The 22,304-nt window shown below is 47.6% G+C and carries 29 protein-coding genes; 14 read left to right on the forward strand and 15 right to left on the reverse strand.

Annotated elements, in window-relative coordinates; translation table 11 throughout:
* Positions 1 to 237: 237 nt before the first annotated feature.
* Together IE064_RS06255 and ltaE are read right to left on the reverse strand one after the other, a co-directional pair.
* Positions 238 to 606 (reverse strand): acyl-CoA thioesterase, encoded by a 369-nt coding sequence (locus IE064_RS06255; protein ID WP_133039398.1) that lies wholly within the window; start codon positions 604 to 606, stop codon positions 238 to 240.
* 219 nt (positions 607 to 825) lie between these two features.
* The gene (gene ltaE / locus IE064_RS06260) at positions 826 to 1,842 is read right to left on the reverse strand and encodes a low-specificity L-threonine aldolase (protein WP_189617112.1); all 1,017 of its coding nucleotides are present in this window, start codon (positions 1,840 to 1,842) and stop codon (positions 826 to 828) included.
* 261 nt (positions 1,843 to 2,103) lie between these two features.
* Here ltaE and IE064_RS06265 point away from each other — a divergent pair, with 261 nt between their 5' ends.
* On the forward strand, positions 2,104 to 2,739 hold the full coding sequence (locus tag IE064_RS06265) for a trimeric intracellular cation channel family protein (RefSeq protein WP_189617113.1): 636 nt from the start codon (positions 2,104 to 2,106) through the stop codon (positions 2,737 to 2,739).
* Between the two features lie 48 nt (positions 2,740 to 2,787).
* On the opposite strand, the gene tpx is transcribed toward IE064_RS06265, so the two are convergent.
* From tpx to IE064_RS06280, 3 genes are all read right to left on the reverse strand, one after another.
* On the reverse strand, positions 2,788 to 3,363 hold the full coding sequence (gene tpx / locus IE064_RS06270; RefSeq protein ID WP_189617114.1) for a thiol peroxidase: 576 nt from the start codon (positions 3,361 to 3,363) through the stop codon (positions 2,788 to 2,790).
* A gap of 63 nt (positions 3,364 to 3,426) precedes the next feature.
* Positions 3,427 to 4,251 (reverse strand): mechanosensitive ion channel family protein, encoded by an 825-nt coding sequence (locus IE064_RS06275; RefSeq protein ID WP_133039394.1) that lies wholly within the window; start codon positions 4,249 to 4,251, stop codon positions 3,427 to 3,429.
* Between the two features lie 234 nt (positions 4,252 to 4,485).
* Positions 4,486 to 5,046 carry a DUF4136 domain-containing protein gene (locus IE064_RS06280; RefSeq protein ID WP_133039393.1) on the reverse strand — a complete coding sequence of 187 codons (561 nt, stop codon included), beginning with the start codon at positions 5,044 to 5,046 and terminating at the stop codon, positions 4,486 to 4,488.
* Positions 5,047 to 5,220: 174 nt separating this feature from the next.
* Here IE064_RS06280 and IE064_RS06285 point away from each other — a divergent pair, with 174 nt between their 5' ends.
* The 4 genes from IE064_RS06285 (at position 5,221) to ruvX (ending at position 7,065) form a co-directional block, all read left to right on the forward strand.
* Positions 5,221 to 5,544, forward strand: a complete 324-nt coding sequence (locus tag IE064_RS06285; RefSeq protein ID WP_133039392.1) for a hypothetical protein — start codon at positions 5,221 to 5,223, stop codon at positions 5,542 to 5,544.
* A 186-nt stretch (positions 5,545 to 5,730) separates the two neighbouring features.
* Positions 5,731 to 6,060: a stress response translation initiation inhibitor YciH gene (gene yciH, locus IE064_RS06290; protein ID WP_133039391.1), complete on the forward strand. Its 330-nt coding sequence runs from the start codon at positions 5,731 to 5,733 to the stop codon at positions 6,058 to 6,060.
* Between the two features lie 25 nt (positions 6,061 to 6,085).
* The gene (locus tag IE064_RS06295) at positions 6,086 to 6,646 is read left to right on the forward strand and encodes a YqgE/AlgH family protein (RefSeq protein ID WP_189617115.1); all 561 of its coding nucleotides are present in this window, start codon (positions 6,086 to 6,088) and stop codon (positions 6,644 to 6,646) included.
* Complete coding sequence (gene ruvX / locus IE064_RS06300; protein WP_133039389.1) at positions 6,643 to 7,065, forward strand: Holliday junction resolvase RuvX; 423 nt, start codon at positions 6,643 to 6,645, stop codon at positions 7,063 to 7,065. The genes IE064_RS06295 and ruvX overlap by 4 nt, the downstream gene beginning before the upstream one ends.
* 55 nt (positions 7,066 to 7,120) lie before the next feature.
* Here the strand turns inward: ruvX and IE064_RS06305 are convergent, their stop codons facing one another.
* From IE064_RS06305 to IE064_RS06320, 4 genes are all read right to left on the reverse strand, one after another.
* Positions 7,121 to 7,681 (reverse strand): glutathione peroxidase, encoded by a 561-nt coding sequence (locus tag IE064_RS06305; protein ID WP_133039388.1) that lies wholly within the window; start codon positions 7,679 to 7,681, stop codon positions 7,121 to 7,123.
* A 70-nt stretch (positions 7,682 to 7,751) separates the two neighbouring features.
* Entirely contained in the window at positions 7,752 to 8,849 is a 1,098-nt protein-coding gene (locus IE064_RS06310) for a putative porin (RefSeq protein ID WP_189617116.1), read from the reverse strand.
* A 114-nt stretch (positions 8,850 to 8,963) separates the two neighbouring features.
* The gene (locus IE064_RS06315) at positions 8,964 to 10,076 is read right to left on the reverse strand and encodes a PilT/PilU family type 4a pilus ATPase (RefSeq protein WP_133039387.1); all 1,113 of its coding nucleotides are present in this window, start codon (positions 10,074 to 10,076) and stop codon (positions 8,964 to 8,966) included.
* A 9-nt stretch (positions 10,077 to 10,085) separates the two neighbouring features.
* Complete coding sequence (locus tag IE064_RS06320; protein ID WP_133039386.1) at positions 10,086 to 11,123, reverse strand: type IV pilus twitching motility protein PilT; 1,038 nt, start codon at positions 11,121 to 11,123, stop codon at positions 10,086 to 10,088.
* 37 nt (positions 11,124 to 11,160) lie between these two features.
* On the opposite strand from IE064_RS06320, the gene IE064_RS06325 reads away from it, so the two are divergent.
* From IE064_RS06325 to hemW, 7 genes are all read left to right on the forward strand, one after another.
* A complete protein-coding gene (locus IE064_RS06325) occupies positions 11,161 to 11,868 on the forward strand; it encodes a YggS family pyridoxal phosphate-dependent enzyme (protein WP_189617117.1) in 708 nt (235 codons plus the stop codon).
* 95 nt (positions 11,869 to 11,963) lie between these two features.
* Positions 11,964 to 12,788: a pyrroline-5-carboxylate reductase gene (proC, locus tag IE064_RS06330; protein WP_189617118.1), complete on the forward strand. Its 825-nt coding sequence runs from the start codon at positions 11,964 to 11,966 to the stop codon at positions 12,786 to 12,788.
* Positions 12,789 to 12,813: 25 nt separating this feature from the next.
* Positions 12,814 to 13,362 (forward strand): YggT family protein, encoded by a 549-nt coding sequence (locus tag IE064_RS06335; RefSeq protein ID WP_133039383.1) that lies wholly within the window; start codon positions 12,814 to 12,816, stop codon positions 13,360 to 13,362.
* Positions 13,362 to 13,649: a DUF167 family protein YggU gene (yggU, locus tag IE064_RS06340; protein WP_189617119.1), complete on the forward strand. Its 288-nt coding sequence runs from the start codon at positions 13,362 to 13,364 to the stop codon at positions 13,647 to 13,649. Before IE064_RS06335 ends, yggU begins: the two co-directional genes overlap by 1 nt.
* Positions 13,650 to 13,732: 83 nt before the next feature.
* A complete protein-coding gene (locus IE064_RS06345; RefSeq protein ID WP_189617120.1) occupies positions 13,733 to 14,164 on the forward strand; it encodes a DUF4426 domain-containing protein in 432 nt (143 codons plus the stop codon).
* A gap of 67 nt (positions 14,165 to 14,231) precedes the next feature.
* On the forward strand, positions 14,232 to 14,834 hold the full coding sequence (rdgB, locus tag IE064_RS06350) for an RdgB/HAM1 family non-canonical purine NTP pyrophosphatase (protein ID WP_189617121.1): 603 nt from the start codon (positions 14,232 to 14,234) through the stop codon (positions 14,832 to 14,834).
* Positions 14,834 to 15,967 (forward strand): radical SAM family heme chaperone HemW, encoded by a 1,134-nt coding sequence (gene hemW / locus IE064_RS06355; protein WP_189617122.1) that lies wholly within the window; start codon positions 14,834 to 14,836, stop codon positions 15,965 to 15,967. The genes rdgB and hemW overlap by 1 nt, the downstream gene beginning before the upstream one ends.
* Before the next feature lie 115 nt (positions 15,968 to 16,082).
* Here hemW and IE064_RS06360 read toward each other — a convergent pair whose 3' ends face one another.
* The 4 genes from IE064_RS06360 to trmB form a co-directional block, all read right to left on the reverse strand.
* Positions 16,083 to 17,024 carry a LysR family transcriptional regulator gene (locus IE064_RS06360; protein ID WP_133039378.1) on the reverse strand — a complete coding sequence of 314 codons (942 nt, stop codon included), beginning with the start codon at positions 17,022 to 17,024 and terminating at the stop codon, positions 16,083 to 16,085.
* A 281-nt stretch (positions 17,025 to 17,305) separates the two neighbouring features.
* Positions 17,306 to 18,097, reverse strand: a complete 792-nt coding sequence (locus IE064_RS06365) for a YggN family protein (protein ID WP_165900130.1) — start codon at positions 18,095 to 18,097, stop codon at positions 17,306 to 17,308.
* Positions 18,098 to 18,330: 233 nt separating this feature from the next.
* Entirely contained in the window at positions 18,331 to 18,654 is a 324-nt protein-coding gene (locus IE064_RS06370) for a 50S ribosome-binding protein YggL (protein ID WP_133039376.1), read from the reverse strand.
* Between the two features lie 22 nt (positions 18,655 to 18,676).
* Positions 18,677 to 19,393 carry a tRNA (guanosine(46)-N7)-methyltransferase TrmB gene (gene trmB, locus IE064_RS06375; RefSeq protein WP_189617123.1) on the reverse strand — a complete coding sequence of 239 codons (717 nt, stop codon included), beginning with the start codon at positions 19,391 to 19,393 and terminating at the stop codon, positions 18,677 to 18,679.
* A 166-nt stretch (positions 19,394 to 19,559) separates the two neighbouring features.
* Between trmB and mutY the strand changes: the two genes are divergently transcribed.
* Together mutY and IE064_RS06385 are read left to right on the forward strand one after the other, a co-directional pair.
* A complete protein-coding gene (gene mutY / locus IE064_RS06380) occupies positions 19,560 to 20,660 on the forward strand; it encodes an A/G-specific adenine glycosylase (protein ID WP_189617124.1) in 1,101 nt (366 codons plus the stop codon).
* Positions 20,661 to 20,667: 7 nt separating this feature from the next.
* A complete protein-coding gene (locus tag IE064_RS06385) occupies positions 20,668 to 20,949 on the forward strand; it encodes an oxidative damage protection protein (protein WP_189617125.1) in 282 nt (93 codons plus the stop codon).
* 284 nt (positions 20,950 to 21,233) lie between these two features.
* On the opposite strand, the gene IE064_RS06390 is transcribed toward IE064_RS06385, so the two are convergent.
* A complete protein-coding gene (locus tag IE064_RS06390) occupies positions 21,234 to 21,665 on the reverse strand; it encodes a hypothetical protein (protein ID WP_189617126.1) in 432 nt (143 codons plus the stop codon).
* Between the two features lie 27 nt (positions 21,666 to 21,692).
* Positions 21,693 to 22,301, reverse strand: coding sequence for a hypothetical protein (locus tag IE064_RS06395; RefSeq protein ID WP_189617127.1), 609 nt, complete (start codon positions 22,299 to 22,301; stop codon positions 21,693 to 21,695).
* Between the last annotated feature and the right edge of the window lie 3 nt (positions 22,302 to 22,304).

Genomic DNA, 22,304 nt, shown 5'->3' on the forward strand with positions numbered 1-22,304 from the left:
TCGTCAGAAACCGGCCAATCAGAAGCGTCAAGCACATGAGCTTATATTGAGTATCTCGCGGCTAATCATCTGTGCCAGACTCACGTGAACCGACAGAATATCCGCCACACAAGCCGCAACGCAAAGAATGACTGAGATTGGCCACACCGCGCGAGATGTTACCTGGGACGTTGGTCTTGCCTCGCGCGATGCGGTCAAATGAGTAAAACAAAAGATACAATAAGACTGACGCTAACCTTAAGCTGCGTCGGCAGTTGCACCGTGGGGAACGGGCAGACCTGCCTCGTTGACATTGACAAACACCATCTTGTCGATGCTAACGATAGGTGCCAGGGTTTGCTTATTGCGCACTTCACAGCGCACCGTAATCGAGGTGTGGCCCACACTTATCAGTTCTAAACCAAACTCAATCACATCCCCTAATTTTGCGGCTGTCATAAAGTTGATTTCAGATATCAACTTGGTGACATGGTTGCGACTTTTCATCTGACATCCGGCAAAGATGGCCGCTTCCTCATCGATCCAACTGAGCAATTGACCACCGAAAAGTGAGCCTGCCGGGTTCAGATGTTCATGCTTAATCAAGCGGCGACTATAGTACTTCATACTGACGCGTCCATTTCTAAAACACATATATCAGTGAGTTAGCAAGTACAGAGCCAATTTTATTTATTGATAATATTCAAATGGTTATATTTTAAAGATAAAAGAAAATGTGTACTGATGCACCATTTTTAGTCAATGACTGCACCGTAACAGCGCTGTTGACAGCGGTCATGTAAGCTCACAGAAAAAGGGAGCAATTGACGCTCCTCTAACGCCTGATTAAACATGTGCCAAGCAGTGTTTAAAGGCAGCAATGGTTTTATGGATATCAGCGGTAGCAATGTCGTTATGGGTCACCAATCGCAATGATTTGCTGGCGCTGATCCGCACCCCAGCTTCGGCCAGCTTTGTTGTCAGTAATTGAGGATCTACTTTGCTGTCCAGTTCAGCAAATACCATGTTGGTTTGCACCAGCGACCGATCAACAGTTAACTCCGCGATTTGCGATAAGCCTTCGGCCAGTATCTGGGCATTGGCGTGATCGTCTGCCAACCGCGCCACCTGCTGAGTCAACGCTAGTTCACCGGCTGCCGCCAAAATGCCCGCCTGACGCATACCGCCACCCAACATTTTACGCCAACGCCGAGCTCGTTGAATAAAGTGTTCATCCCCTAATAACAGTGATCCCACCGGGGCACACAGCCCTTTTGACAAACACAGAGTTGCGGAGTCAAAGAACTGCATAATATCGGCAATCGCCAGTCCTTGAGCAACTGCAGCATTAGCAACGCGAGCTCCATCCAAATGGATTTTAAGCCCTTTTGAAAACGCCAATTGCTGAGCATCAGCCAGATACTGTTGTGGCAGCACCTTGCCACCAATCGTGTTCTCCAAACTGATTAAGCGGGTTCGCGCGAAATGGAAATCATCCGGTTTGATGGCAGCACTCACGTCAGCCAACAGCAAACTACCATCGGCTTGGTTAGCAATAGGCTGAGGTTGGATGCTACCTAATACCGCCGCACCACCAGCTTCGTATTTATAGTTATGTGCTTGTTGCCCGCAAATATATTCATCACCACGATGACAGTGTGACATCAATGCCAACAGATTTGCCTGGGTGCCAGAAGTCGTAAACAAGGCATCATCAAAACCGAGCATCTCTGCCGCCATTTGTTCCAAATGGTTGACGGTCGGATCATCACCATAGACATCATCGCCAACAACTGCACTAGCCATCGCTGCTCGCATTGCTGCCGTAGGCTGTGTCACCGTGTCACTTCGTAAATCAATCATCACTTTATCCGCTAAAATCTGGGGGATTAAACTTTACTCTGCCACTTAGTAGCTGTACAGCACGGAACCATAAATACCGCACGGGCAGAAACACCAATATTTACTATTCAAAAATATCAATATTTTAAAAATAACCATTAATAATCAGTAAAATATAAAAATTAGTCATTAGTTTTATTGATGTATAAATAAAAATATCTCACTTGGGTTTTACTGTAACATCATTCAAAATGCCCACTTTCTCGTTCGTCTGGATATAAAATGCAGGACACTCAATTTGTATTGCTGTTGTGGTTTGTCGGTATTATTGCTGAGGCCATGACTGGCGCGCTGGCCGCTGGGAAGCAACGCATGGATCTGTTTGGTGTGGTTATTGTGGGCTGTGCCACCGCCATAGGTGGCGGCACACTGCGCGATATGTTGCTGGGGAATTATCCACTTATCTGGGTAGAGAACTGGCACTATCTGTTAGCCATTGTACTCGCCTCCCTGCTTACGGTAGTGATAGCACCACTGATGCGCTATCTGGCAAAACTGTTTCTGACCATCGATGCCTTAGGCCTGGCCGTATTCTCTGTCATTGGGGCACAAAAAACGCTATTACTTGGTTTTAGCCCTGCCGTGGCTGTAGTAATGGGTGTCATTACCGGGGTATTTGGCGGCGTGTTCCGCGATATTCTCTGCAATCAGATGCCACTGATTTTCCGTAAAGAACTCTATGGCATTGTGGCCATCGTTACCGCCAGTTGCTACGTGATGTTACAGATAACCGGAACTGAACCCTGGCTCAGCCTTGGCATCAGCCTTTGGTTGGGTTTTAGTCTGCGGATGCTGGCAATTCGCTTCTGTTGGTCCGTTCCAACCTTTCACTATTCCACCGACCAACACCATGAGTAGTGAATTTATTAGACGCCGGCCAAAGCACTGGCGTCTAATAAAAGCCGCTTAGGACTGCTTGCTGATCTCTGCTAACGCAGCCAATGCCCTATCATAGTCTGGATGATGGCTGACATCTGGAACCAACTCCAGATATTGCAGTTTCCCTTGAGGATCGATGATAAAAATTGAGCGAGCCAAAATCCCCATATCTTTTATAACGAGGCCATATTTTTCGCCAAAATCACGCCAAACGGAATCTGATAATACTTTGATATTATCTACATTCTCTACCTTGCAAAAACGTTTTTGCGCAAAGGGTAAGTCTTCACTGATACTAAGCATCACCACAGACGAAGCATCAAAATTTGCCACTTCACTGTTAAAGCGTTTGGTTTGCAGTGCACACACCCCAGTGTCCAGACTGGGCACCGCACTGATAAGTACCGTTTTCCCCTTAAAATCGCTAAGACTTACTGGCTGGAATTTATCGTCAACGACTCTAAATCCCGGAGCCATCTGCCCTAACTGCGGCATTTTGCCAAGTAGTGACACATTTTTCCCTGCTAGGGTAACTTCCGTTGCCTGTGCTGTGCCGCTGAGTCCTAATAAGGTCAACGCCAATAATGCCGCATACTTATACATAATCGCCTCCTCCAATAGTGCTAATGAAAAACCGGCACAGAGCCGGTCTTTATCGAAATCTGATTACTTGGCAGGCATCTCTTTGATGTGGACATCCATTTGTGGATAAGGAATACCGATACCGTTTTCATCCAATGCCAGCTTGATCTGCTCCATCAATTCAAAGTGAGTAGGCCAATAATCAGCGGCATTTACCCAAGGACGCACCACAAAATTCACTGAAGAATCACCTAATGCTGCCAAACCAACTGTATACGCTGGGTCTTTCAGCACCTTGTCGTTGCTTTCGAGAATATCGCACAACAGTTGCTTGGTTTTACGGATATCAGCATCGTAAGAAACCCCAATGGTCAAATCCAGACGCCGTTTATCCATCATGGAATAGTTGACGATACTGCCATTCATAATGGACGAGTTTGGGACGGTAATCACCTTGTTATCAGGACTCTTCAGACGAGTGGCAAAGATGGTAATTTCGTCCACAATACCTGCGACGCCGCCAGCTTCAATATAATCCCCAACCCGACAGGGGCGGAACATCACCAACAACACTCCCGCCGCGAAATTAGATAATGAACCTTGCAGCGCTAAACCAACCGCCAAACCTGCAGCACCGAGCACCGCAACCAGCGATGCAGTTTGGATCCCCACTTGTCCCAAGGTCGCGATCACGGTAAAGGTAAACACCACCGCCCATGCCATATTGGCAACAAAGGTGGATACCGTTTTATCCACTTTACGATTGTTCAGCAGACGCTCAGTGATCTTTTTAGCAACGCCGGAAAAATACTTACCAACGAAGAAAATTACCAGTGCCAGAATAATTTTAAGGCCATACACTGCCACCAATTCCGGCACCTGTTTCATGAGCTCTTCGATGTTATCCATTCACGTACTCCCTTTACCTTTATTAACAATTTGACTAACCCGATGCTGCGGTCAGAGGCGTCCTTGTCGGCTTGCGCATCCCAGCGGGATCGCCTAATAAGATAACCTTTTGTGAACAGGCTTGCATCTAGAATTCATTAACTGACGTGCTACAAAGGCGAGTCATGATAGCTAAACAATTGCGCTAATGAAAAAGGCGACTTGAGGCCGCCTTTTGTGGGTTGGATATAACGCTCATTTTTCTGGTTTTGGAGGAAAATTCGCTAATACTCCGGTAACCGCTTCGTTCATTTTAGCAATACGTTGCTGAGGGGTCTTGTAGTCACGGATCACGCCATTAGCGGCACCGCGCCATATAAGCTTGTTGGTTTTAGCATCCACTAAGTCAAGGATCAGAGTTCCAACTTCATACTCTTTCACTTGCGTATTGCTCTGGATTGAACCGCCAAAATACCAGCGTGGTCCCCAAAATGGGCTATACCCCATGCCAGAATTAATACTGTCGACTTTAAAACGTTTGTCTGTTTTAGTCAGATAATTGACCAGAACATCGGCATCTTTCGCAGCGACTTTGACATAGCCTTTGCGAGCCATTTCCGTATCAACGGCTTCCCTCACACGTTGATCCAGCAATCCGTTTAATTGATATTCCGCACCATTCTCTTTGGTTGCAGGCACCCAGGCATAGTGTTTGTACTGTGAAAAATTCACCTCTGGGTTGTAATCCCAGCCGGTATCCAGAGCACTACAGCCACCCATCAACAGCACTAATGCCGCAAAAATCAGTTTTTTCATGGGACTCACCTTTCGCTTCCGCGTTAACAACACGCAATCTCTTCAGTTAGACAGCTTACAAGTCAGTGAACTCAACAACAACCGTTAAAAAGTTGCATCTTATTTCAATATCACTTGATCTTTCCTAAATCATAAATGATAATAATTATCATTAACAAATTAAGGAAGATGATCATGGTTTGGTTCTTAAGTGTCTTCGTCATCGCCGGCTTGCTGTTACTGACCGTACCCAGCCGACTCACATCATCATCTGAAAATCTCAATATGCCAGGATTATCATCACTAGATCTGCATAAATCTTGGCTATTACTGCCATTAACCATACTGTGCTGGCTCGGTGGCCACTTGTTTACTAATGCATTTTCATTTTTCAGCCTTGCCGCCGTTGGTTTTGTACTGACACCATTAACATTACTTATCCCGGCCTGGCGTCCCTGGGTGTTAGCCTGTGCACTGTTGTCCATGATCTCGGTGTTACTGGGCACATTGCTGGGGTGAACTTAACGCTTCCTCATCTGTGTCTCTAATGAGACAACCCATACTGATTTTATATCCCTGCAATTAAAGTCAGTTTCAGACCACCAATTGGTGGTCTTTTTTTTAGGAGCAGCCTCATACTGTAAACTATGGGCCTGTATAGTAAATCTGTTAGACTATTAGCATGATGACGTCAGGAATATCGCCATGAAATCCGACCCCAATGTTACCTTGGTATACAGTACAGATAAGGGCCGTATTACCGAAACCGCGCCTGCGCCAGAAATCCCAAAAGGAGATGGCATAGTACGAATTCATCGCGACAGCAAAGGGCGCAAAGGCAAAGGCGTTGCCGTTATTAGCGGGCTCGCTCTGAATATTGATGAGTTGAAAGCCTTAGCGCAAAAGCTAAAAAAACAATGCGGTTGTGGTGGTACAGTCAAGGAGTTTACTATCGAGGTTCAGACTGATAATCGAGAGCAACTTAAAACCCTGCTGGAAAAAATGGGTTACCAGGTGAAGTTGGCCGGTGGCTAACAAACCGCTAACCAGGAGTCGTTGAATGGACAGTTTGCAAAACCATTTCCTTATCGCCATGCCCTCGCTGAACGACACATTTTTCGAGCGTTCATTGATTTATATCTGTGAACATGATGCCAAAGGCGCAATGGGGTTGATGGTTAATCGCCCGATAGGTCTGGAAGTCCAGGAATTGCTGGCACAATTGGACTTAAAGGAAGCACCGCAAATTATTCCATCGCTGGAAAATCAAGTGCTGATTGGCGGGCCAGTTAATCCAGAGCGTGGTTTTGTGTTGCACAGCAACCAGCCACATTGGGCGAACAGCAATCAGGTCAGTGATGAACTCATGCTCACAACCTCCCGAGATATTCTGGCGGCATTAGGCACGGCCAAAGCGCCAATACATTTTTTGGTGGTGCTGGGTTATGCAGGCTGGAGTCGTAATCAGCTGGAACAGGAATTAGCAGAAAACTCTTGGTTAACGATACCGGCAACAGAAGCGCTGCTGTTTGACACTCCTTTCGAAGAACGCTGGGAAAAAGCAACTCATTCGCTGGGTTTTGATGCCTGGCAAATGTCCGGCGATATAGGTCATGCATGAGTAAAACTGTACTTGGTTTCGATTTTGGCACCAAAAGCATCGGCGTAGCAGTAGGACAAGAGATCACGGCAAGTGCTCAGCCGCTGTTATCACTCAAAGCCAATGATGGCGTACCCGACTGGCAGCAGATTGCGGCGCTGTTACAGGAATGGCAACCTGATCTGGTGGTGGTTGGTTTGCCGTTAAATATGGATGGCAGTGAACAGGAAATGACACAGCGCGCCCGTAAGTTTGCTAATCGCATCCATGGTCGCTTTGGAGTGGCGGTAGTCACTCAGGATGAGCGACTGACCACCACGGATGCCAAAGCCAGATTATTCGAACTCGGTGGCTTTAAAGCCTTAGGTAAAAGCAAAGTGGATGCTGTCTCTGCAGTACTGATTATTGAAAGCTTTTTTGAAAATCAGTATGGAGCTTGAGTGTTAATAATAAGATGCTAGCAAACCACACCTTTTAGTTACGACAAAACGACCGCTAATGCGGTGTTGATGCAGTTTCAGCTGCCAGCAATTTATCAATTGCATCGTTGAGTTCTTTGCTGTCAGGCGTAACCCGAGAATTAAACTGCTGCACATTTTTACCATCACCACTGACCAGATATTTGAAGAAATTCCATTTTGGCGAGCCAGCTTTATCATCAAGATAGGCAAAGACCGGGTTAACATCACTGCCTCGCACCGCTGATGTCGCCATCATGGTGAAAGTTACTCCGTAGTTGATGTAACAGATTTTCGCCGTGTCTTTTTCCTGTTTTTCCTCCTGGAAAAAATCATCAGAAGGGAAGCCAATCACCACCAAACCTTTATCACGGTATTTTTCATGTAACGCTTCCAGCCCTTTAAACTGTGGGGTAAAACCGCAATGACTGGCAGTATTCACTATCAACACGGGTTTCCCTTGAGTGAGAGCACACAAGTCGACCATTTCCTGGGAATGTAACTTTCGCAGTTGCAGATTGAGATAATCCGGGCATTGGGCCGCAGTAGCCGATGCAGCCCATAGCAACATCATTGGCAGATAGCCTTGCACTTTCATACTCTGTCCCTCGGTATTAATAAATAAATGAGATTTCTGACTGAGGCTAGCACAAGGCTGACGACCAGCGTTAAAAATAAAGGCCGATATTAATATTCAGGCGCGAATGCCAACCGTTATTGCCATCATCAATACCAATCCCCGGACCACCAGCAAACCACATGTTTTTACCCGCAATCCAGTCAACGTAGCTGTAGAATTTCCCCGCAGTGATTGAGCAACCAGTCACGTTTTGGATGGAGTCATCGAGACCAGTGCCAGATGCCGCTATGTGGGTGAAATCGTTATAACAGGTGATATTGGAGACCGGCCCCCAGTGCACATCCATACTGCGAGACAGATTGGCACTGAGCACATTCGCTTTAGCCGCCACTTCAAATGGATAGGCAAAAGCAGACATTGCCATACGACCGCCAGCGATATCATTATCGTAATGCAGATACTGCAACTGTGTCTGCCAGCCTTGCCAGTCCATTTGCCAGTGTGTAGCTACAGCAAAACCATCGCTATCACTTCCCGCCACTGCATCTGTTACCGGGCGATAATCAAACCGATTAAGCTGCAAAGAGGCGCCGAGCTTATGACTGATACCACCACTACTGAAACTCCGCTCAATTCTGCCATTGAGTTGTCCTGCTTCTTCATAGGGACTCGCGGCTGTAGTGGCAGTGTCAAAGGAATAACGCTTGAAGCGGCTACCGTCACCATATTCATCATTAGCGAAATAGGCTAAATCGTAGCGCCAACCATCCTGCTCGTATTGCCAATGGACACCGGCATCATAATCATCTTCAAAACCAAGATAATAAGTGCCGCCGAACCAGAAAGAATGCGACGCATAAGGTAACAAGCCAAAAGGAACTTGGGTTACCCCAATTTTCACGCTGGACTGTTCCGAAAACTTATAACCCATCCATGCGTGATGAATAACGTCCTGATCCTGATACCAGCGATACTGCGCTGAAGCAAACAACTGTCCATCATCATAGTTAACATCGGCGCGGAACAGCTCAAATTCAAACTTGGCATTGTTATCGTAATCCTTCCAGCCATAGTTCAAACGTACCGCCCCGCCAATATCCAGCTTATCGGAAACAGGCACAGCCAAAACCGGAAAGGAAAATCCCAAGGTCGCAACCACAACCCCTAGTCTTTTGCTAATTCTCATCCTCTTCTCCGTTTATATAAAAAATGGCGATGGATACTAACAAAAAATTAATTTAAATTCGAATTACACAATGAAAATGAAATATTTATAGTAAAAAACCTCTATTTATTATACTCAATCCATATCCAGTGTGACGCCTTCCATCGCTCCAGTAGAGCCAGTAGAGCCACTTTGTAGTTTGATCATCAAACGCAGGTCATTTGGAGAATCGGCATGACGTAACGCTTCGGCGTAGGTGATTTCACCATCGTTAAACAACTTAAACAGCGCCTGATCGAACGTCTGCATCCCTTGCTCATTCGATTTAGCCATAGTCTCTTTCAGTAGATGTAACTCGTTGTTTTGAATAATACTGGCGACTCGGGGAGTATTGATCAAAATTTCAATGGCCGCACGGCGACCGCTACCATCCGCTTTGGGGATCAATTGTTGCGCCACAATGCCACGTAAATTCAATGACAGGTCAAATAACAATTGTCGGTGTTTACTTTCTGGCACGAGGTGCATAATGCGATCCAGCGCCTGGTTAGCATTATTGGCATGCAATGTCGCCATACACAGGTGGCCAGTTTCAGCAAAAGACAACGCAAATTCCATCGTTTCCTGGCTACGGATTTCACCAATAAGAATCACATCTGGCGCCTGTCGCAGAGAGCTTTTCAACGCTGCATCAAAAGATTCGGTATCAATGCCGACTTCGCGCTGAGTAATAATGCTCTTACGGTGCTGATGCACAAACTCGATGGGATCTTCGATAGTCAGAATGTGCCCTTTGGAATTACTGTTACGATAGCCAATAAGTGCCGCCAGCGAAGTAGATTTACCGGTACCCGTGCCACCGACCATAATCACCAGCCCACGTTTACTCATCACCAGATCTTTGAGAATCGCTGGCAGACTCAGTTCTTCCATTGTGGGGATACGAATTTCAATACGCCGCATCACACAGCCAGCGGCTTCACGCTGCCAGAAAGCACTAACCCTAAACCGTCCTAAATCTTTAACACCAATAGCAAAATTACACTCTTTGCTGTCATGAAAGGCTTTTTTGTTCTCTGGTGTCATCAATGATTCAACAAATTCCAGCGCCTGTGCCGGTGTGAAAGGATTTTCTGCCAGCGGCCGCAGCTCACCATCAATCTTGGCGCTAGGAGGAAAGCCTGCCGTAATAAACAGGTCGGAGGCTTTGCGGGCTACCATTTCCTCAAGAAAAGGTCTGACGTCCATCACCGCTCCTTACAGATTCAGTTGTTTATTGGAACTCTTGGATAGCGCATCTTCGCGGGTAATGACCCCTCTGGCGACCAGATGTTGCAGGCTCTGTTCCAACGTTTGCATACCGTGCGCCATACCAGTCTGAATCGCAGAATACATCTGCGCCACTTTATCCTCGCGGATGAGGTTACGAATAGCTGGCGTACCAATCATGATCTCGTGAGCTGCCACCCGGCCACCGCCAATTTTCTTAATCAGCGTCTGCGAGATAACCGCTTGCAATGACTCAGACAACATGGTGCGCACCATGTCTTTCTCTCCCGATGGGAATACGTCAACCACACGGTCAATGGTCTTGGCCGCAGAAGTTGTATGCAAGGTGCCAAACACCAAGTGACCGGTTTCAGCGGCGGTCAGCGCTAGGCGAATGGTTTCTAGGTCGCGCATTTCACCCACCAAGATCACATCCGGATCTTCACGCAAGGCACTGCGCAACGCGGCAGCAAAACTCAAGGTGTGGCGATGGACTTCACGCTGATTGATCAGACAATTTTTAGTTTTGTGCACAAATTCGATAGGGTCTTCAATGGTCAGAATATGATCACGACGATTATCATTCACGTAGTCAATCATTGCCGCCAAAGTAGTACTTTTACCCGAGCCGGTCGGCCCGGTAACCAACACCAAGCCACGAGGATATGAGGAAATTTTCTTGAAAATTTCTGGTGCACCTAACTGTTCCAGCGTCAAAATATCACTGGGAATAGTACGAAAGACAGCGGCCGCGCCACGGGCCTGGTTAAAGGCGTTCACCCTGAACCGTGCCAGATTGGGTACTTCAAAGGAGAAGTCAATTTCCAGATACTCTTCATAATCCTTGCGCTGTTTGTCGTTCATGATGTCATACACCAACCGATGAACATCCTGATGCGTCAGCTCTGGAACATTGAGTTTTCGTACTTCCCCATCAACGCGGATCAGCGGCGGCACCCCGGAAGACAGATGCAGATCCGAGGCGTTATGCTTTACACTAAAAGCCAATAATTCAGTGATTTCCATAGAACGGGATATCCCTTACAAGCGAAAGATTAACATCATGACAACAATAGCAGAGAGACTGGCGCTCGCCCAGCGCCGGATGACACTGGCGGCTAGGCAAAACGCAAGACAAGCGACTGACATCACATTGCTGGCAGTCAGTAAAACAAAACCGGTATCCGATATTATTGCCGCTTATGCTGCTGGCCAGCGCTGCTTTGGTGAAAACTATGTACAGGAAGGGCAGCAAAAAATTCTCGAACTCAGTCAACAGTACTCAGATATAGAGTGGCATTTTATCGGGCCATTGCAATCAAATAAAAGCCGTCCTGTGGCCGAATTATTTCACTGGATGCACACGGTAGATCGCAGCAAAATCGCCCATAGACTTAACGAACAACGACCTGACACTTTGCCACCACTGAATGTCTGCATCCAGATAAATGTGAGCGGCGAAGTGTCCAAATCTGGGGTTACGAATGCCAAGGATATGCTGGCGCTCGCCAACGAAATCCAGCAGTTACCTCACCTGAAATTGCGCGGTCTGATGACCATTCCCAGCGCCGAGGAAGGCACCAAACTCCTGAATGAATTTCAGCAAATGCAGCAACTGTTTCACCAACTTAAGCAAGCTTTTCCTCTGGTTGATACCTTGTCCATGGGCATGAGTCACGACCTGGAGTTAGCGATTGCTAACGGCGCCACCATGGTACGCATTGGCAGTGCTATCTTTGGCGCAAGAGATTATGGTCAAAAACCAGCTTGATTGGCCGTAGTGCCCTTGTTTTTGCTACCCTAAGCCCAAATACTATTGGCATTCGCGGTGAAGCTCCGCAGAATTTCAGGCAGACAGAGGATTTTATGTCAGACAAGCGCATCTGTTTTATCGGCGCCGGTAATATGAGCCGCAGCATCATCAGCGGCCTAGTTAACAGTGGTTATTCCCCGCAATTGATTGAGGCGAGTAACCCCAGCACCGGCAAACTGCAAGCGCTACAGGCAGACTTTGCCATTAAGGTGACCACAGATAACTTGGCTGCGGCCAAAGCTGCAGATGTGATTGTATTAGCGGTGAAGCCACAACTGATGCAACAAGTGTGTGCAGCATTGCAGTCACTGGATTTGTCCAACAAACTACTTATCACCATTGCCGCAGGTATTAGTGCCGCACGCTACAGCGACAGTGACTATCTGGCACAACCCGTGAAATTGATCCGCACCATGCCCAATACCCCAATGCAGATTGGCGCAGGTATGAGTGGGATGTTCGCACCAGCGAATATTAACGATGAAGACAAAGCTATCTGCAATCTCATCATGACCAGTGGCGGACAAGCAGTGTGGGTAGAGAAAGAAGCGGATTTGAATCTGGTCATTGCCCTTGCAGGGAGTTCTCCGGCCTACTTTTTCCTGTTTGTCGAAGCTATGATAAAGGCAGCAACCGAATTAGGCATGGAACAGCAGACGGCTAGAGCACTGGCACAGCAAGCCGCTTTAGGTGCCGCCAAAATGTTACTGGAAAACCCACAACTATCGCCGCAACAGCTGCGACAAAATGTAACATCAAAAGGTGGTACTACTCATGAAGCGGTCGAAACCTTTATACAAGGCAATCTTTCAGGGCTGGTAAAACAAGCAATGAACAACTGTATTGCCAGAGCTGAAGCAATGGCGCAAGAATTCTGATCAACCATAGAGAACGATAACATCCATGAATGCATTCGCTTACTTAGTTAACACCCTGTTTGATCTATATCTGATGGTGGTGATTTTGCGCTTCTGGCTGCAGTTGGCTCGGGCAGATTTTTATAATCCGTTCAGCCAGTTTATTGTCAAAGCCACCCACCCAATCCTGGCACCGATGCGGCGCATTTTGCCGGCCATAGGTACGATTGATACCGCCTCTATCGTGCTGGCATTAGCGGTAGTGGTCCTCAAAATACTGTCGTTGTCGCTGATAGCGGGCGCGAGCTTTGATTTTGGCACAACGATTATCTTTGCAATTGTTTCTGTCATCAAAGAAGCGGGGGTATTACTGTTCTGGATCCTGATTATCCGTGCGATTTTGAGCTGGGTAAGCCAAGGCAGTAATCCGTTTGAGTATGTACTGATCCAACTGACCGAGCCAATCCTCAGCCCTATCCGTCGCATTATTCCACCTATGGGTGGGCTGGATCTGTCAGTATTGTTACTGATGATTGGTCTTAACTTTCTCAACATGCTGTTGGCCCAATATGTTCCGTTCTGGGCCATGGCCTGATGCCTGCAATTGTACAAGAGCAGCAGGATCTGCTGCTCAACCTCTATATCCAACCGAAAGCCAGCCGAGATCAGTGGGTTGGCATGCATGGCGACGAGTTGAAAGTCGCCATAACGGCCCCACCGATTGATGGCAAAGCCAATGCCTATCTGGAGAAATGGCTGGCCAAAGCATTTAAGGTGCCGAAAAACCAGGTGACAATAATCAAAGGCGAATTAGGACGGCATAAACAGGTGCGTATCAGTGCCCCCCGAGAGTTACCTGAGTTCATTCAACAACTGCTCTGAGTCATCGCATCTACTGCCATAGGCTTCCGTCGGTTAAGCGGTTATAATCCGCCACATGGTACAGTAAAGACTTAATTATATCAGTGCGCCGATTCCTCTTGTTCGTTGTGTTATGGCTGGCCGTAGTCAGTGTTGCCTATGCAGAGCAGAAATTGCAGGTGGGCCATTATGATATTCACTATATGGCGTTGCCCAGCACTTTTCTGACGCCTGCTATCGCCCATAACTATGGCATCGACCGCAGCCCCTATACCGGGTTTCTGAACGTGGTAGTACAAGACCGTAATCAACCAGGGAACCCCATGATTGCGGTGGAAATCAGCGGTATTGCCACCAATATTCTTGATGCTCGCTTCAAACTGAAATTCCGTGAAATACGCGAAGGCCATTCGGTTTATTACTTGGCAGAATGTCCTTATCGTGACACAGAAGAGATCCGTTTCAAGCTGGTGATCCGTAACAAGAACGATCTCAACACCACCATTGATTTCAGCCAGAAATTCTTTAACGACTGAGATGATGTTTTGTCAATCGCAGCAAGGGTTGGCTATCATGGTCAACAACGCAGCGCAGGGAAATCCCATGAAAAAAATTGTGTTAGCCAGTGGTAATAAAGGCAAACTGGCGGAATTTGCCGATATGTTGGCGGGTTTTAACGTGGAAGTATTGCCCCAAAGTGCCTTTGATATCACAGAAGCTGTCGAAGATGGCCTGAGCTTTGTGGAAAATGCCATTATTAAGGCTCGCCACGCAGCACTCGCGACCGGATTACCGGCAATTGCTGATGATTCAGGACTGGAGGTGGACGCACTCGACGGAGCTCCCGGCATCTACTCGGCCCGTTATAGCGGCGAGTATGCCACCGCTGAATCTAATTACCGGAAGCTACTAGACGCTATCAAGGATGTTCCAGCGCCTCGCCGCGCACGCTTTCAGTGCGTACTGGTGTATATGTGTCATGCGGCCGATCCAACACCGATTATCTGTCAGGCGGCCTGGGAAGGTGAGATTGCGGCTGAACCCAAAGGAACACATGGTCACGGCTATGACCCAGTGTTTATTCCAAGAGGTTTCCGACAAACCGCGGCAGAACTCAGCAGTGATGAGAAAAATCAACTCAGCCATAGAGGTAAAGCACTGAAATTATTGCTGGAAGCTTTCCGTCAGCAAGGGATCATTGACTGATGTTACAGCTGCCACCACTAAGCCTTTATATTCATATTCCTTGGTGTGTACGTAAATGCCCTTATTGTGATTTCAACTCACATGCACAACATGGTGAACTGCCACAGCAGCAGTATGTTGATGCACTGCTGCAGGATCTACAGGCTGATCTACCTTATGTGCAGCAGCGTTCACTGCACAGCATTTTTATTGGTGGCGGCACACCATCATTGTTTGATGCTGGCCAGATAGGTCGATTATTGCAAGGTGTACGGCAGCAGATCCCTTTCTGTGATGATATTGAAATTACCATGGAAGCCAATCCTGGGACGCTGGAACATGATGATTTTGCGGCCTACCGCCAGGCAGGTGTAACGCGTATCTCCATGGGAGTACAGAGTTTTGCCGCAGACAAACTCAATATTCTCGGGCGTATTCATGGTCGCAATGAAGCGGTGACAGCCGCCCAATCTTTGGCGACAGCAGGTTATCAAAGCTTCAATCTGGATCTGATGCATGGGCTACCTGGGCAGGATTTGTCACAGGCAATGCAGGACATTGAAACCGCCGCCTCGTTAAACCCACCGCATCTCTCCTGGTATCAACTCACCATTGAAGCCAATACCCTGTTCCATTCCAAACCGCCACAGCTGCCAGATGACGAAGCCTTATGGCAGATTTACCGCTCAGGTCAACAACGCCTCGCGGAACTGGGGTATTGTCAGTATGAAATCTCTGCCTACGCCAAACCCGGCTATGAATGCCGCCATAACCGCAACTACTGGGAGTTTGGCGATTATCTGGGAATTGGCTGCGGTGCCCACGGTAAAATTACCCTGTTGCAACCGCAACAAGTTATCCGCACCGTTAAAGTAAAACATCCCAAAGGCTATTTGGCTGGCAACTACCTTTATGAAACCACTGAAGTTGCCGCAGAGGAATTACCGCTGGAATACCTGATGAATCGCTTGCGCTTAATGGTGCCGATTCCTAAAGCGGAGTTTACGGCCAGAACCGGGTTAGCGGCGACACTGTTGGATGCGGGTATGCAGCGTGGTGCCGACAAAGGGTTAGTCATAGTACACCATGATGCCTGGGAACTGACGGAGCAAGGTCACTTCTTCGTCAATGAGCTACTGGGCGAATTTTGCTGAAAGACCAACAGACCGCTCACATAATACGTATGGTGTAACACCATAAAAAAATCCTCCCAGTCGTGGAGGATTTTTTTAGCATCAATCGTCATGAATACGAAAAGCGAGCCGATGGTTACTGCCGTTTAGCAAAAATCTCTGCGTATTTTTCATCCCATTTCGGTGGCGTACCGATGTGGTTCTTAATGAAATCGATGAAAGCGCTGACTTTAGGTGCCAAATGTTTACGTCGCGGGTACACCGCCTGCAGCGGCAGGTGGTTCACCAAATGCCACTCAGGCAGCAGAGGCACCAATTTCCCCTCTTCTATTTCGTTTTCCAGCAGATAGGTGGCTAGATACACAATCCCCAGACCACTGACGGCTGCCGATTTCAGGGCAGGCGCGTTATCAACGCGGAAATTACCGTTAACCCCAATTTCGCAATAGTCATCACCTTTCTTGAACTGCCAAACGCTGTGTTCGTGCCATTCACCGTGATACACCAAGCAGTTATGTTCGACTAACTGTTCTGGACGCATCAGCTTACCATGCGTGGCAACATATTCCGGTGATGCCAGCAGCATAAACTGACACTTCATCAGTGGTCTAGCAACCATGCCCAGTGGTAGCTGTTCTGACATGGTCAGCAGCAGATCCAACCCTTCACTGACCACATCCACCTTGTGATCCAGCAAACTCACTTGTAATTCCAGCTCGGGATGGCGCGCCATAAACTCAGGCAACGCGGGAATAATATGCGCGGTGCCAAATGACTGAGAGATCCCCAATTTCAGCACACCGCGGGTAGCATCATTGAGGTTATGCACGCTGGCTACCGCTTGATCAGCACCACGTAACAACTCTTCACCCTGGGTGTACAGCAAATTACCCGCCTCCGTCAGACAAAGACTACGGGTGGTGCGCTGGATAAGTTGAACGCCCAGTTTATGTTCCAGATCAGCTACTTGGGTACTGACCTTGGACTTTGAAATTCCCAAGCGACGAGCAGCAGCACTGAAACTGCCGGCACGGGCGACATGGGTAAAAATCGCAATGGGTTCCAATAGTTCTAACATGAAAGTCGCCTTAAGCCTTTTACTTCTTTATGTTTTACAAAGAAAACGCTATCGCTCCAGCCAGCTGGAGTGGTACGGAAAAATCTGTAAATCGTAAATACAATGATTGTTTTACCGAGCCGCCGACAGGACGTCGGGGGTTAACGCTCGAAAGTATATCAAGTCTTTGTTCGCTACTCTAACGCCATTGTTCTGTATTCGCAAAAAAGAAACATAAAAAAATCCCCGCAACAGGAAGGAGGATGCGGGGCAAGTCTACGTCCAAGGAGACGTTTATTGGGTTATGGGCGACCGGACACCAGTGGGTAAGCAGACAATGCCGGAACACTCTGTCGCAGTTGGTCTTCTACTGCCATTAGCTGCTGAAAATCATCACATAACGCGTCGGCACGTTTATCGAGCGCTTTAGAACGTTCATCCATTTGCTGATCGATCTCTTCGCCCAACTTATCCATGCGTTTACCAAAGGCGTCCATACGTTCGCTGAAGTCACCTTCGCCGTTCATCATGCTTTTGCCAATGTTGATCATGATGGAGCCCATCGACTGCATCACCAGGTCTTCCATCTGGCGGGAAAACTCTTCATCAAACGCTTTATCAATAGTGTCGTCGGTGGCACCGATAAAATAGGTGTCACCCTTGTGATACACCACTTTGCCGACCCGTTCGTGTAGTTGTGTCATCATGTCGTTCAGTTTGGTGCCGGTTTCATCGCCCAGCAGCGGCGTCAATGCAGTGCTCACGGCAGCATTAGCCATATCCATTGCTTCATCGACCAAAGCAACCACTTCGGGCAACTGCTTAGCCATGCCCTGCTGGTATTCTGTCAGCAGTTTTTTCTGCTTTGCATCTAGCGTTACTTCTTTGCCATCTACATATAGGCGATCCATTTCTACGCGATAGCGCTCTTGGCCCTGATCGCCTATCACCAGTTTTTTCGGCGTCAGCGTCACGTCATAATTAAGCGACACATCGCAAGCATCGTTATCTCCGCCCAATCCCAAAGCCCAAGCCGAAGAAGCGGGAGCCAGTAGTGCACATCCCAGAGTCATGCCCAGCAACAGAGTTTTCATTCGATTTATCCTTTTCAAATTATTCATCAAACTGCCCTAGATAAAGCACAGCTCATGCCAAAATTTAATTGATTGATTTTATTGGTTTAATTTTTATTAGACATTATGAAATAACCGTTAGATAGTAAAACACACTAGCTTTTGGTGAATATGACAATCCGAGAGGCAAAAAAGGTTGGAACAGACATAAAAAAAGCAGCGCCGCAGCACTGCTTCTAATAAAACGGAGGTTGTTAGCCCCACCAGATATCGTAGAGTTCGCTGATCTCTATCTCTTCGGCATTGAGGCTTTTCAGAAAACTTTCTACGGCCTTACGATCATCATCAGTACATTTGCCAAGACGCTGAGTAGCGACTACACCATCCCATAATCTATGGCCGCCACCGTGGAAACCAAGTTCGCGCGGCTCAATCACTTCACTGATGAAGCGCTCCACAAAATCATCAATCTCTTCTTCGCTCAGACTATCAGCAAAGCGCCAACTGACATCAAAACCCAGCTCCTGAAACTCATCAACCCGCAACTTCTTACGCAAACGGCGACTACGAATGGCCATGGCAACCCCTCTGTTACTTTCGTTATTCAGTACGTTCGAACATCAAATCCCAAACACCATGCCCAAGACGTTGGCCGCGGGCTTCAAACTTGGTCAGTGGCCGATAGTCAGGCCGAGCCACCACAGTACCATCAACTGACTGATTTTTATAGCCTGGAGCCTGGTTCATCACCTCCAGCATGTGTTCGCTATAGTTTTCCCAATCGGTTGCCATATGGAACACACCACCAATGCGTAAGCGGGAACGCAGCAACTGCACAAATTCCGGCTGCACAATACGCCGTTTATGGTGGCGTTTTTTATGCCAAGGGTCAGGGAAAAACAACTGCACCCGTGCCAACGAAGATTCTGGAATAGTGTGCTGCAACACTTCTACCGCATCGTGATGAAACACCCGCAGATTAGTCACACCCGCCTCAGCGGCGGCGGCCAGACAGGCACCAACACCCGGTTTATGCACTTCGATACCGATGAAATCTTTCTCAGGCGCCGCTTGTGCCATTGCCACCAGTGATGCGCCCATACCGAAACCAATCTCCAGCACCACATCGGCATTGCGACCAAATACCTGCTGCAAGTCCATTGGCTCGGCGGAGTATTCCAACCCCATGCTATCCCAATGTTGCTCAATAGCCTGTTCCTGGCCTTTGGTCAGGCGTCCTTCTCGCAAAACAAAACTTTTAACTTTGCGCAGATACTTGCCTTCTTCATTATATTCAGCAGTGGTGACTTCGCTCATGATTACCCCTGACCCAGCCAGACTTCATAAAAGAAGGGCATTATGCAAAGTTCACCAATGAGTGCAAGCCCCGCTTGTAGAAAAGTATATCAATAAGCAATGAGTTCGCTATCAGCCCTGGTAATACCCCTTGTATGGCGATCCGGCTAAAGCTACACTGCGGCCCATGAAAACGACGTCATTTTCGCAACGCATTATCAGTTGGTACGGTCAACACGGCCGTAAAACCCTGCCGTGGCAACTCAATAAAACCCCGTATAAAGTATGGGTTTCAGAAATCATGTTGCAACAAACGCAGGTGGCAACCGTCATCCCCTATTTCAACCGTTTTATGCAGCGCTTCCCAGATGTAGTGGCCTTAGCCAATGCGGATATTGATGAAGTGCTGCACCTGTGGACCGGGCTAGGCTACTACGCCCGCGCCCGTAACCTACATAAAGCGGCACAGTTGATCCGTGATAATCACGGCGGAGTATTTCCTGAACAATTTGACGCAGTGATGGCGCTGCCCGGTATTGGCCGCTCCACGGCTGGCGCCATACTGTCACTATCACTGGGTCAGCATCACCCGATTTTGGACGGTAACGTTAAACGGGTTTTGGCCCGTCATGCCGCCATTGATGGCTGGCCGGGGCAACCTAAGGTCGAGCAAGCGCTGTGGCAACTGGCAACCGAGCTGTCTCCAACAACCGATATTGCCCAATATAATCAGGCGATGATGGATATGGGCGCTGGCATCTGCACCCGCTCACGGCCAGCGTGTGCGCAATGTCCGGTAGCACTGGACTGTCAGGCGCAACAGATGGGCAAACAACAGGATTATCCCGGCAAGAAGCCCAAGAAAACCATTCCGGCCAAAGATGCTTGGCTGCTGGTTATTCGAGATCGGGACAACATCTTATTGCAGAAACGTCCGCCAGCGGGCATTTGGGGCGGGCTCTGGTGTTTTCCGCAATACAACACTAAAGCCGCCTTGCAGCAAACTGTTACCACACTGGGCTGCTCAGTCGCTGAACTCGAAGCATTACCGGGGTTTCGCCATACCTTTAGTCACTTCCATCTGGATGCACAACCACTGCTACTGACATTGCATCACGATGCCGACGCGATTGCCGCAAAATTACAGCAATCGGCAACATCACAGGCGGCCGTCATGGAAGCCGCCCCCAGTCTCTGGTATAACTTAAGCCAACCATCACGGGTCGGACTGGCCGCCGCCACCGAGCGGGTTCTGGCCGGCTTAAAACCTAGTGCAATTGAGGAGTAACCATCTTATGGCACGCACAGTTCATTGCGTCTATCTCAACCAAGAAGCGGAAGGGCTGGATTTTCAACTCTATCCGGGTGAAATCGGCAAACGCATTTTCGACAGCATCAGCAAAGAAGCCTGGGCCGCATGGCAGCACAAGCAAACCATGCTGATCAATGAAAAGAAACTCAACATGATGAACGCCGAACATCGCAAATTTCTCGAAGAGCAGATGGTGCACTTCCTGTTTGAAGGCGGTGATGTGCAGGTTGAAGGCTACGTGCCACCAAAAGAAGAAGAGTTGTAAGAGGTTTTAGCACACCGCAAAAAATAGGCTCCCTATCGTGATGACTATAAAGCGGTGGCTCTGGAGTAACAATGCCTAGCAGTTCTTTAGTAAGTCGCTGCTTAAAACCGTCCAGCGCACATTCGCGGTACATTGGGTTTTGAATGCAGCGTTCCTGGTTGCCATCAAACTACAGCACTGCGAGTACGGTTGTGAGAGATAAAGGCCATAAACGACACCGGGACATTGAGTTTTGCTCATTGTCCCGGTTTGCATATGGCTGCTGGATTGGAAAGGTTTCGGGGTTAGTCTTTCAAGTGTTCCATAAGAGCCAGTGTAACTGGAAATATCACTTTTTCCTTTAATGTTTTCGAAGTAAGTGTGTCAGCTTCTCGACTATTTAGAGCCGGGGCAAACTCCTGCCCATGTTTCCAAAACACGCTCCCATATTGGTCAAAAAACAATGTAGTTATAGTGTGTTCCGTGTCTTTGTTCTTGAGATAAATAAAATCAAGGGCGCAGTAGCAATCTTGATAATCTCCAATTAAGACCGCTCTATGTACCAATTTGACGTCGCAATCAAAGAGTTTAATTACATCTTTATTTCCAACAACTTCAATGCAGAAGTCATCTTTCATTTTATTCAAACATTCAAAGAGAGCCGTTACCAATTCTGACTTCTGTTCACATGCTTCCTTATATTTTTTAGAGAGTTGTTGTACATGATAAAATTCCATTTTGCTTCCTCCACTGAAACTGTTTGCTCATTCTAAAAGTAATACCAATTTTTGGTAATCACTTTTAAGTTGGTCATTAATCCAATTACAACCGCCAAAAGCCTCTGGTTTACATTTGTCTTTGCAAAGCTTATCTGCATGTTCAGCACTTAAAGCGGAATCAGTTATGATTTGCTTTTGCGCTGCCGCTATGATTGTAGCCACAGTTTTAATATCTTCATGTAATAGTGAGTATAAATCTTGCTGTTTGATCAAATCGACCAACGCTAAGAACGGTTTAACGCGATGATCACTTTGATGATGCAGTTCAAGCATCTGGGGGGCAGGCATTAGCAGCAAGTGATTTAACTGTGCTTTAAAGCTGGCTAGGATCATGGGCTTTAAGGTGTCAATAGCCAGTTTGGCCTCTTCTTTGGCACGATTCAGTTTTAGTACATTGCCACCAATGGTTAACTCTTCTAATCGGCTAATTTGTGGTATTACCAATGCAACCACCCAGCTAGCAATCACCAGAGAAACAAACTCAGCACCAGACAATTTAGACAACCACAGTAGGGTTAGTGCAGCGACTGCAACACACACTGCAAACGCGATTGCCCATCCAGCTATCCATATAGGTGTTTTTTCCGTTGTCATACC

The sequence above is a fragment of the Shewanella fodinae genome, assembly GCF_014651955.1.
GTDB lineage: Bacteria > Pseudomonadota > Gammaproteobacteria > Enterobacterales > Shewanellaceae > Shewanella > Shewanella fodinae.

What these genes read in the sequence shown, in the direction of transcription:
- IE064_RS06280 (WP_133039393.1), bottom strand. Translation starts at nt 5,046, where the DNA reads ATGAAAAAACTGATTTTTGCGGCATTAGTGCTGTTGATGGGTGGCTGT.
- IE064_RS06285 (WP_133039392.1), top strand. Translation starts at nt 5,221, where the DNA reads ATGGTTTGGTTCTTAAGTGTCTTCGTCATCGCCGGCTTGCTGTTACTG.
- IE064_RS06335 (WP_133039383.1), top strand. Translation starts at nt 12,814, where the DNA reads ATGAATGCATTCGCTTACTTAGTTAACACCCTGTTTGATCTATATCTG.
- rdgB (WP_189617121.1), top strand. Translation starts at nt 14,232, where the DNA reads ATGAAAAAAATTGTGTTAGCCAGTGGTAATAAAGGCAAACTGGCGGAA.
- IE064_RS06305 (WP_133039388.1), bottom strand. Translation starts at nt 7,681, where the DNA reads ATGAAAGTGCAAGGCTATCTGCCAATGATGTTGCTATGGGCTGCATCG.
- IE064_RS06360 (WP_133039378.1), bottom strand. Translation starts at nt 17,024, where the DNA reads ATGTTAGAACTATTGGAACCCATTGCGATTTTTACCCATGTCGCCCGT.
- trmB (WP_189617123.1), bottom strand. Translation starts at nt 19,393, where the DNA reads ATGAGCGAAGTCACCACTGCTGAATATAATGAAGAAGGCAAGTATCTG.
- IE064_RS06385 (WP_189617125.1), top strand. Translation starts at nt 20,668, where the DNA reads ATGGCACGCACAGTTCATTGCGTCTATCTCAACCAAGAAGCGGAAGGG.
- IE064_RS06370 (WP_133039376.1), bottom strand. Translation starts at nt 18,654, where the DNA reads ATGGCCATTCGTAGTCGCCGTTTGCGTAAGAAGTTGCGGGTTGATGAG.
- ltaE (WP_189617112.1), bottom strand. Translation starts at nt 1,842, where the DNA reads ATGATTGATTTACGAAGTGACACGGTGACACAGCCTACGGCAGCAATG.
- mutY (WP_189617124.1), top strand. Translation starts at nt 19,560, where the DNA reads ATGAAAACGACGTCATTTTCGCAACGCATTATCAGTTGGTACGGTCAA.
- IE064_RS06325 (WP_189617117.1), top strand. Translation starts at nt 11,161, where the DNA reads ATGACAACAATAGCAGAGAGACTGGCGCTCGCCCAGCGCCGGATGACA.
- proC (WP_189617118.1), top strand. Translation starts at nt 11,964, where the DNA reads ATGTCAGACAAGCGCATCTGTTTTATCGGCGCCGGTAATATGAGCCGC.
- hemW (WP_189617122.1), top strand. Translation starts at nt 14,834, where the DNA reads ATGTTACAGCTGCCACCACTAAGCCTTTATATTCATATTCCTTGGTGT.
- tpx (WP_189617114.1), bottom strand. Translation starts at nt 3,363, where the DNA reads ATGTATAAGTATGCGGCATTATTGGCGTTGACCTTATTAGGACTCAGC.
- IE064_RS06295 (WP_189617115.1), top strand. Translation starts at nt 6,086, where the DNA reads ATGGACAGTTTGCAAAACCATTTCCTTATCGCCATGCCCTCGCTGAAC.
- yciH (WP_133039391.1), top strand. Translation starts at nt 5,731, where the DNA reads ATGAAATCCGACCCCAATGTTACCTTGGTATACAGTACAGATAAGGGC.
- ruvX (WP_133039389.1), top strand. Translation starts at nt 6,643, where the DNA reads ATGAGTAAAACTGTACTTGGTTTCGATTTTGGCACCAAAAGCATCGGC.
- IE064_RS06265 (WP_189617113.1), top strand. Translation starts at nt 2,104, where the DNA reads ATGCAGGACACTCAATTTGTATTGCTGTTGTGGTTTGTCGGTATTATT.
- IE064_RS06365 (WP_165900130.1), bottom strand. Translation starts at nt 18,097, where the DNA reads ATGAAAACTCTGTTGCTGGGCATGACTCTGGGATGTGCACTACTGGCT.
- IE064_RS06310 (WP_189617116.1), bottom strand. Translation starts at nt 8,849, where the DNA reads ATGAGAATTAGCAAAAGACTAGGGGTTGTGGTTGCGACCTTGGGATTT.
- IE064_RS06390 (WP_189617126.1), bottom strand. Translation starts at nt 21,665, where the DNA reads ATGGAATTTTATCATGTACAACAACTCTCTAAAAAATATAAGGAAGCA.
- IE064_RS06275 (WP_133039394.1), bottom strand. Translation starts at nt 4,251, where the DNA reads ATGGATAACATCGAAGAGCTCATGAAACAGGTGCCGGAATTGGTGGCA.
- IE064_RS06315 (WP_133039387.1), bottom strand. Translation starts at nt 10,076, where the DNA reads ATGGACGTCAGACCTTTTCTTGAGGAAATGGTAGCCCGCAAAGCCTCC.
- yggU (WP_189617119.1), top strand. Translation starts at nt 13,362, where the DNA reads ATGCCTGCAATTGTACAAGAGCAGCAGGATCTGCTGCTCAACCTCTAT.
- IE064_RS06255 (WP_133039398.1), bottom strand. Translation starts at nt 606, where the DNA reads ATGAAGTACTATAGTCGCCGCTTGATTAAGCATGAACATCTGAACCCG.
- IE064_RS06395 (WP_189617127.1), bottom strand. Translation starts at nt 22,301, where the DNA reads ATGACAACGGAAAAAACACCTATATGGATAGCTGGATGGGCAATCGCG.
- IE064_RS06320 (WP_133039386.1), bottom strand. Translation starts at nt 11,123, where the DNA reads ATGGAAATCACTGAATTATTGGCTTTTAGTGTAAAGCATAACGCCTCG.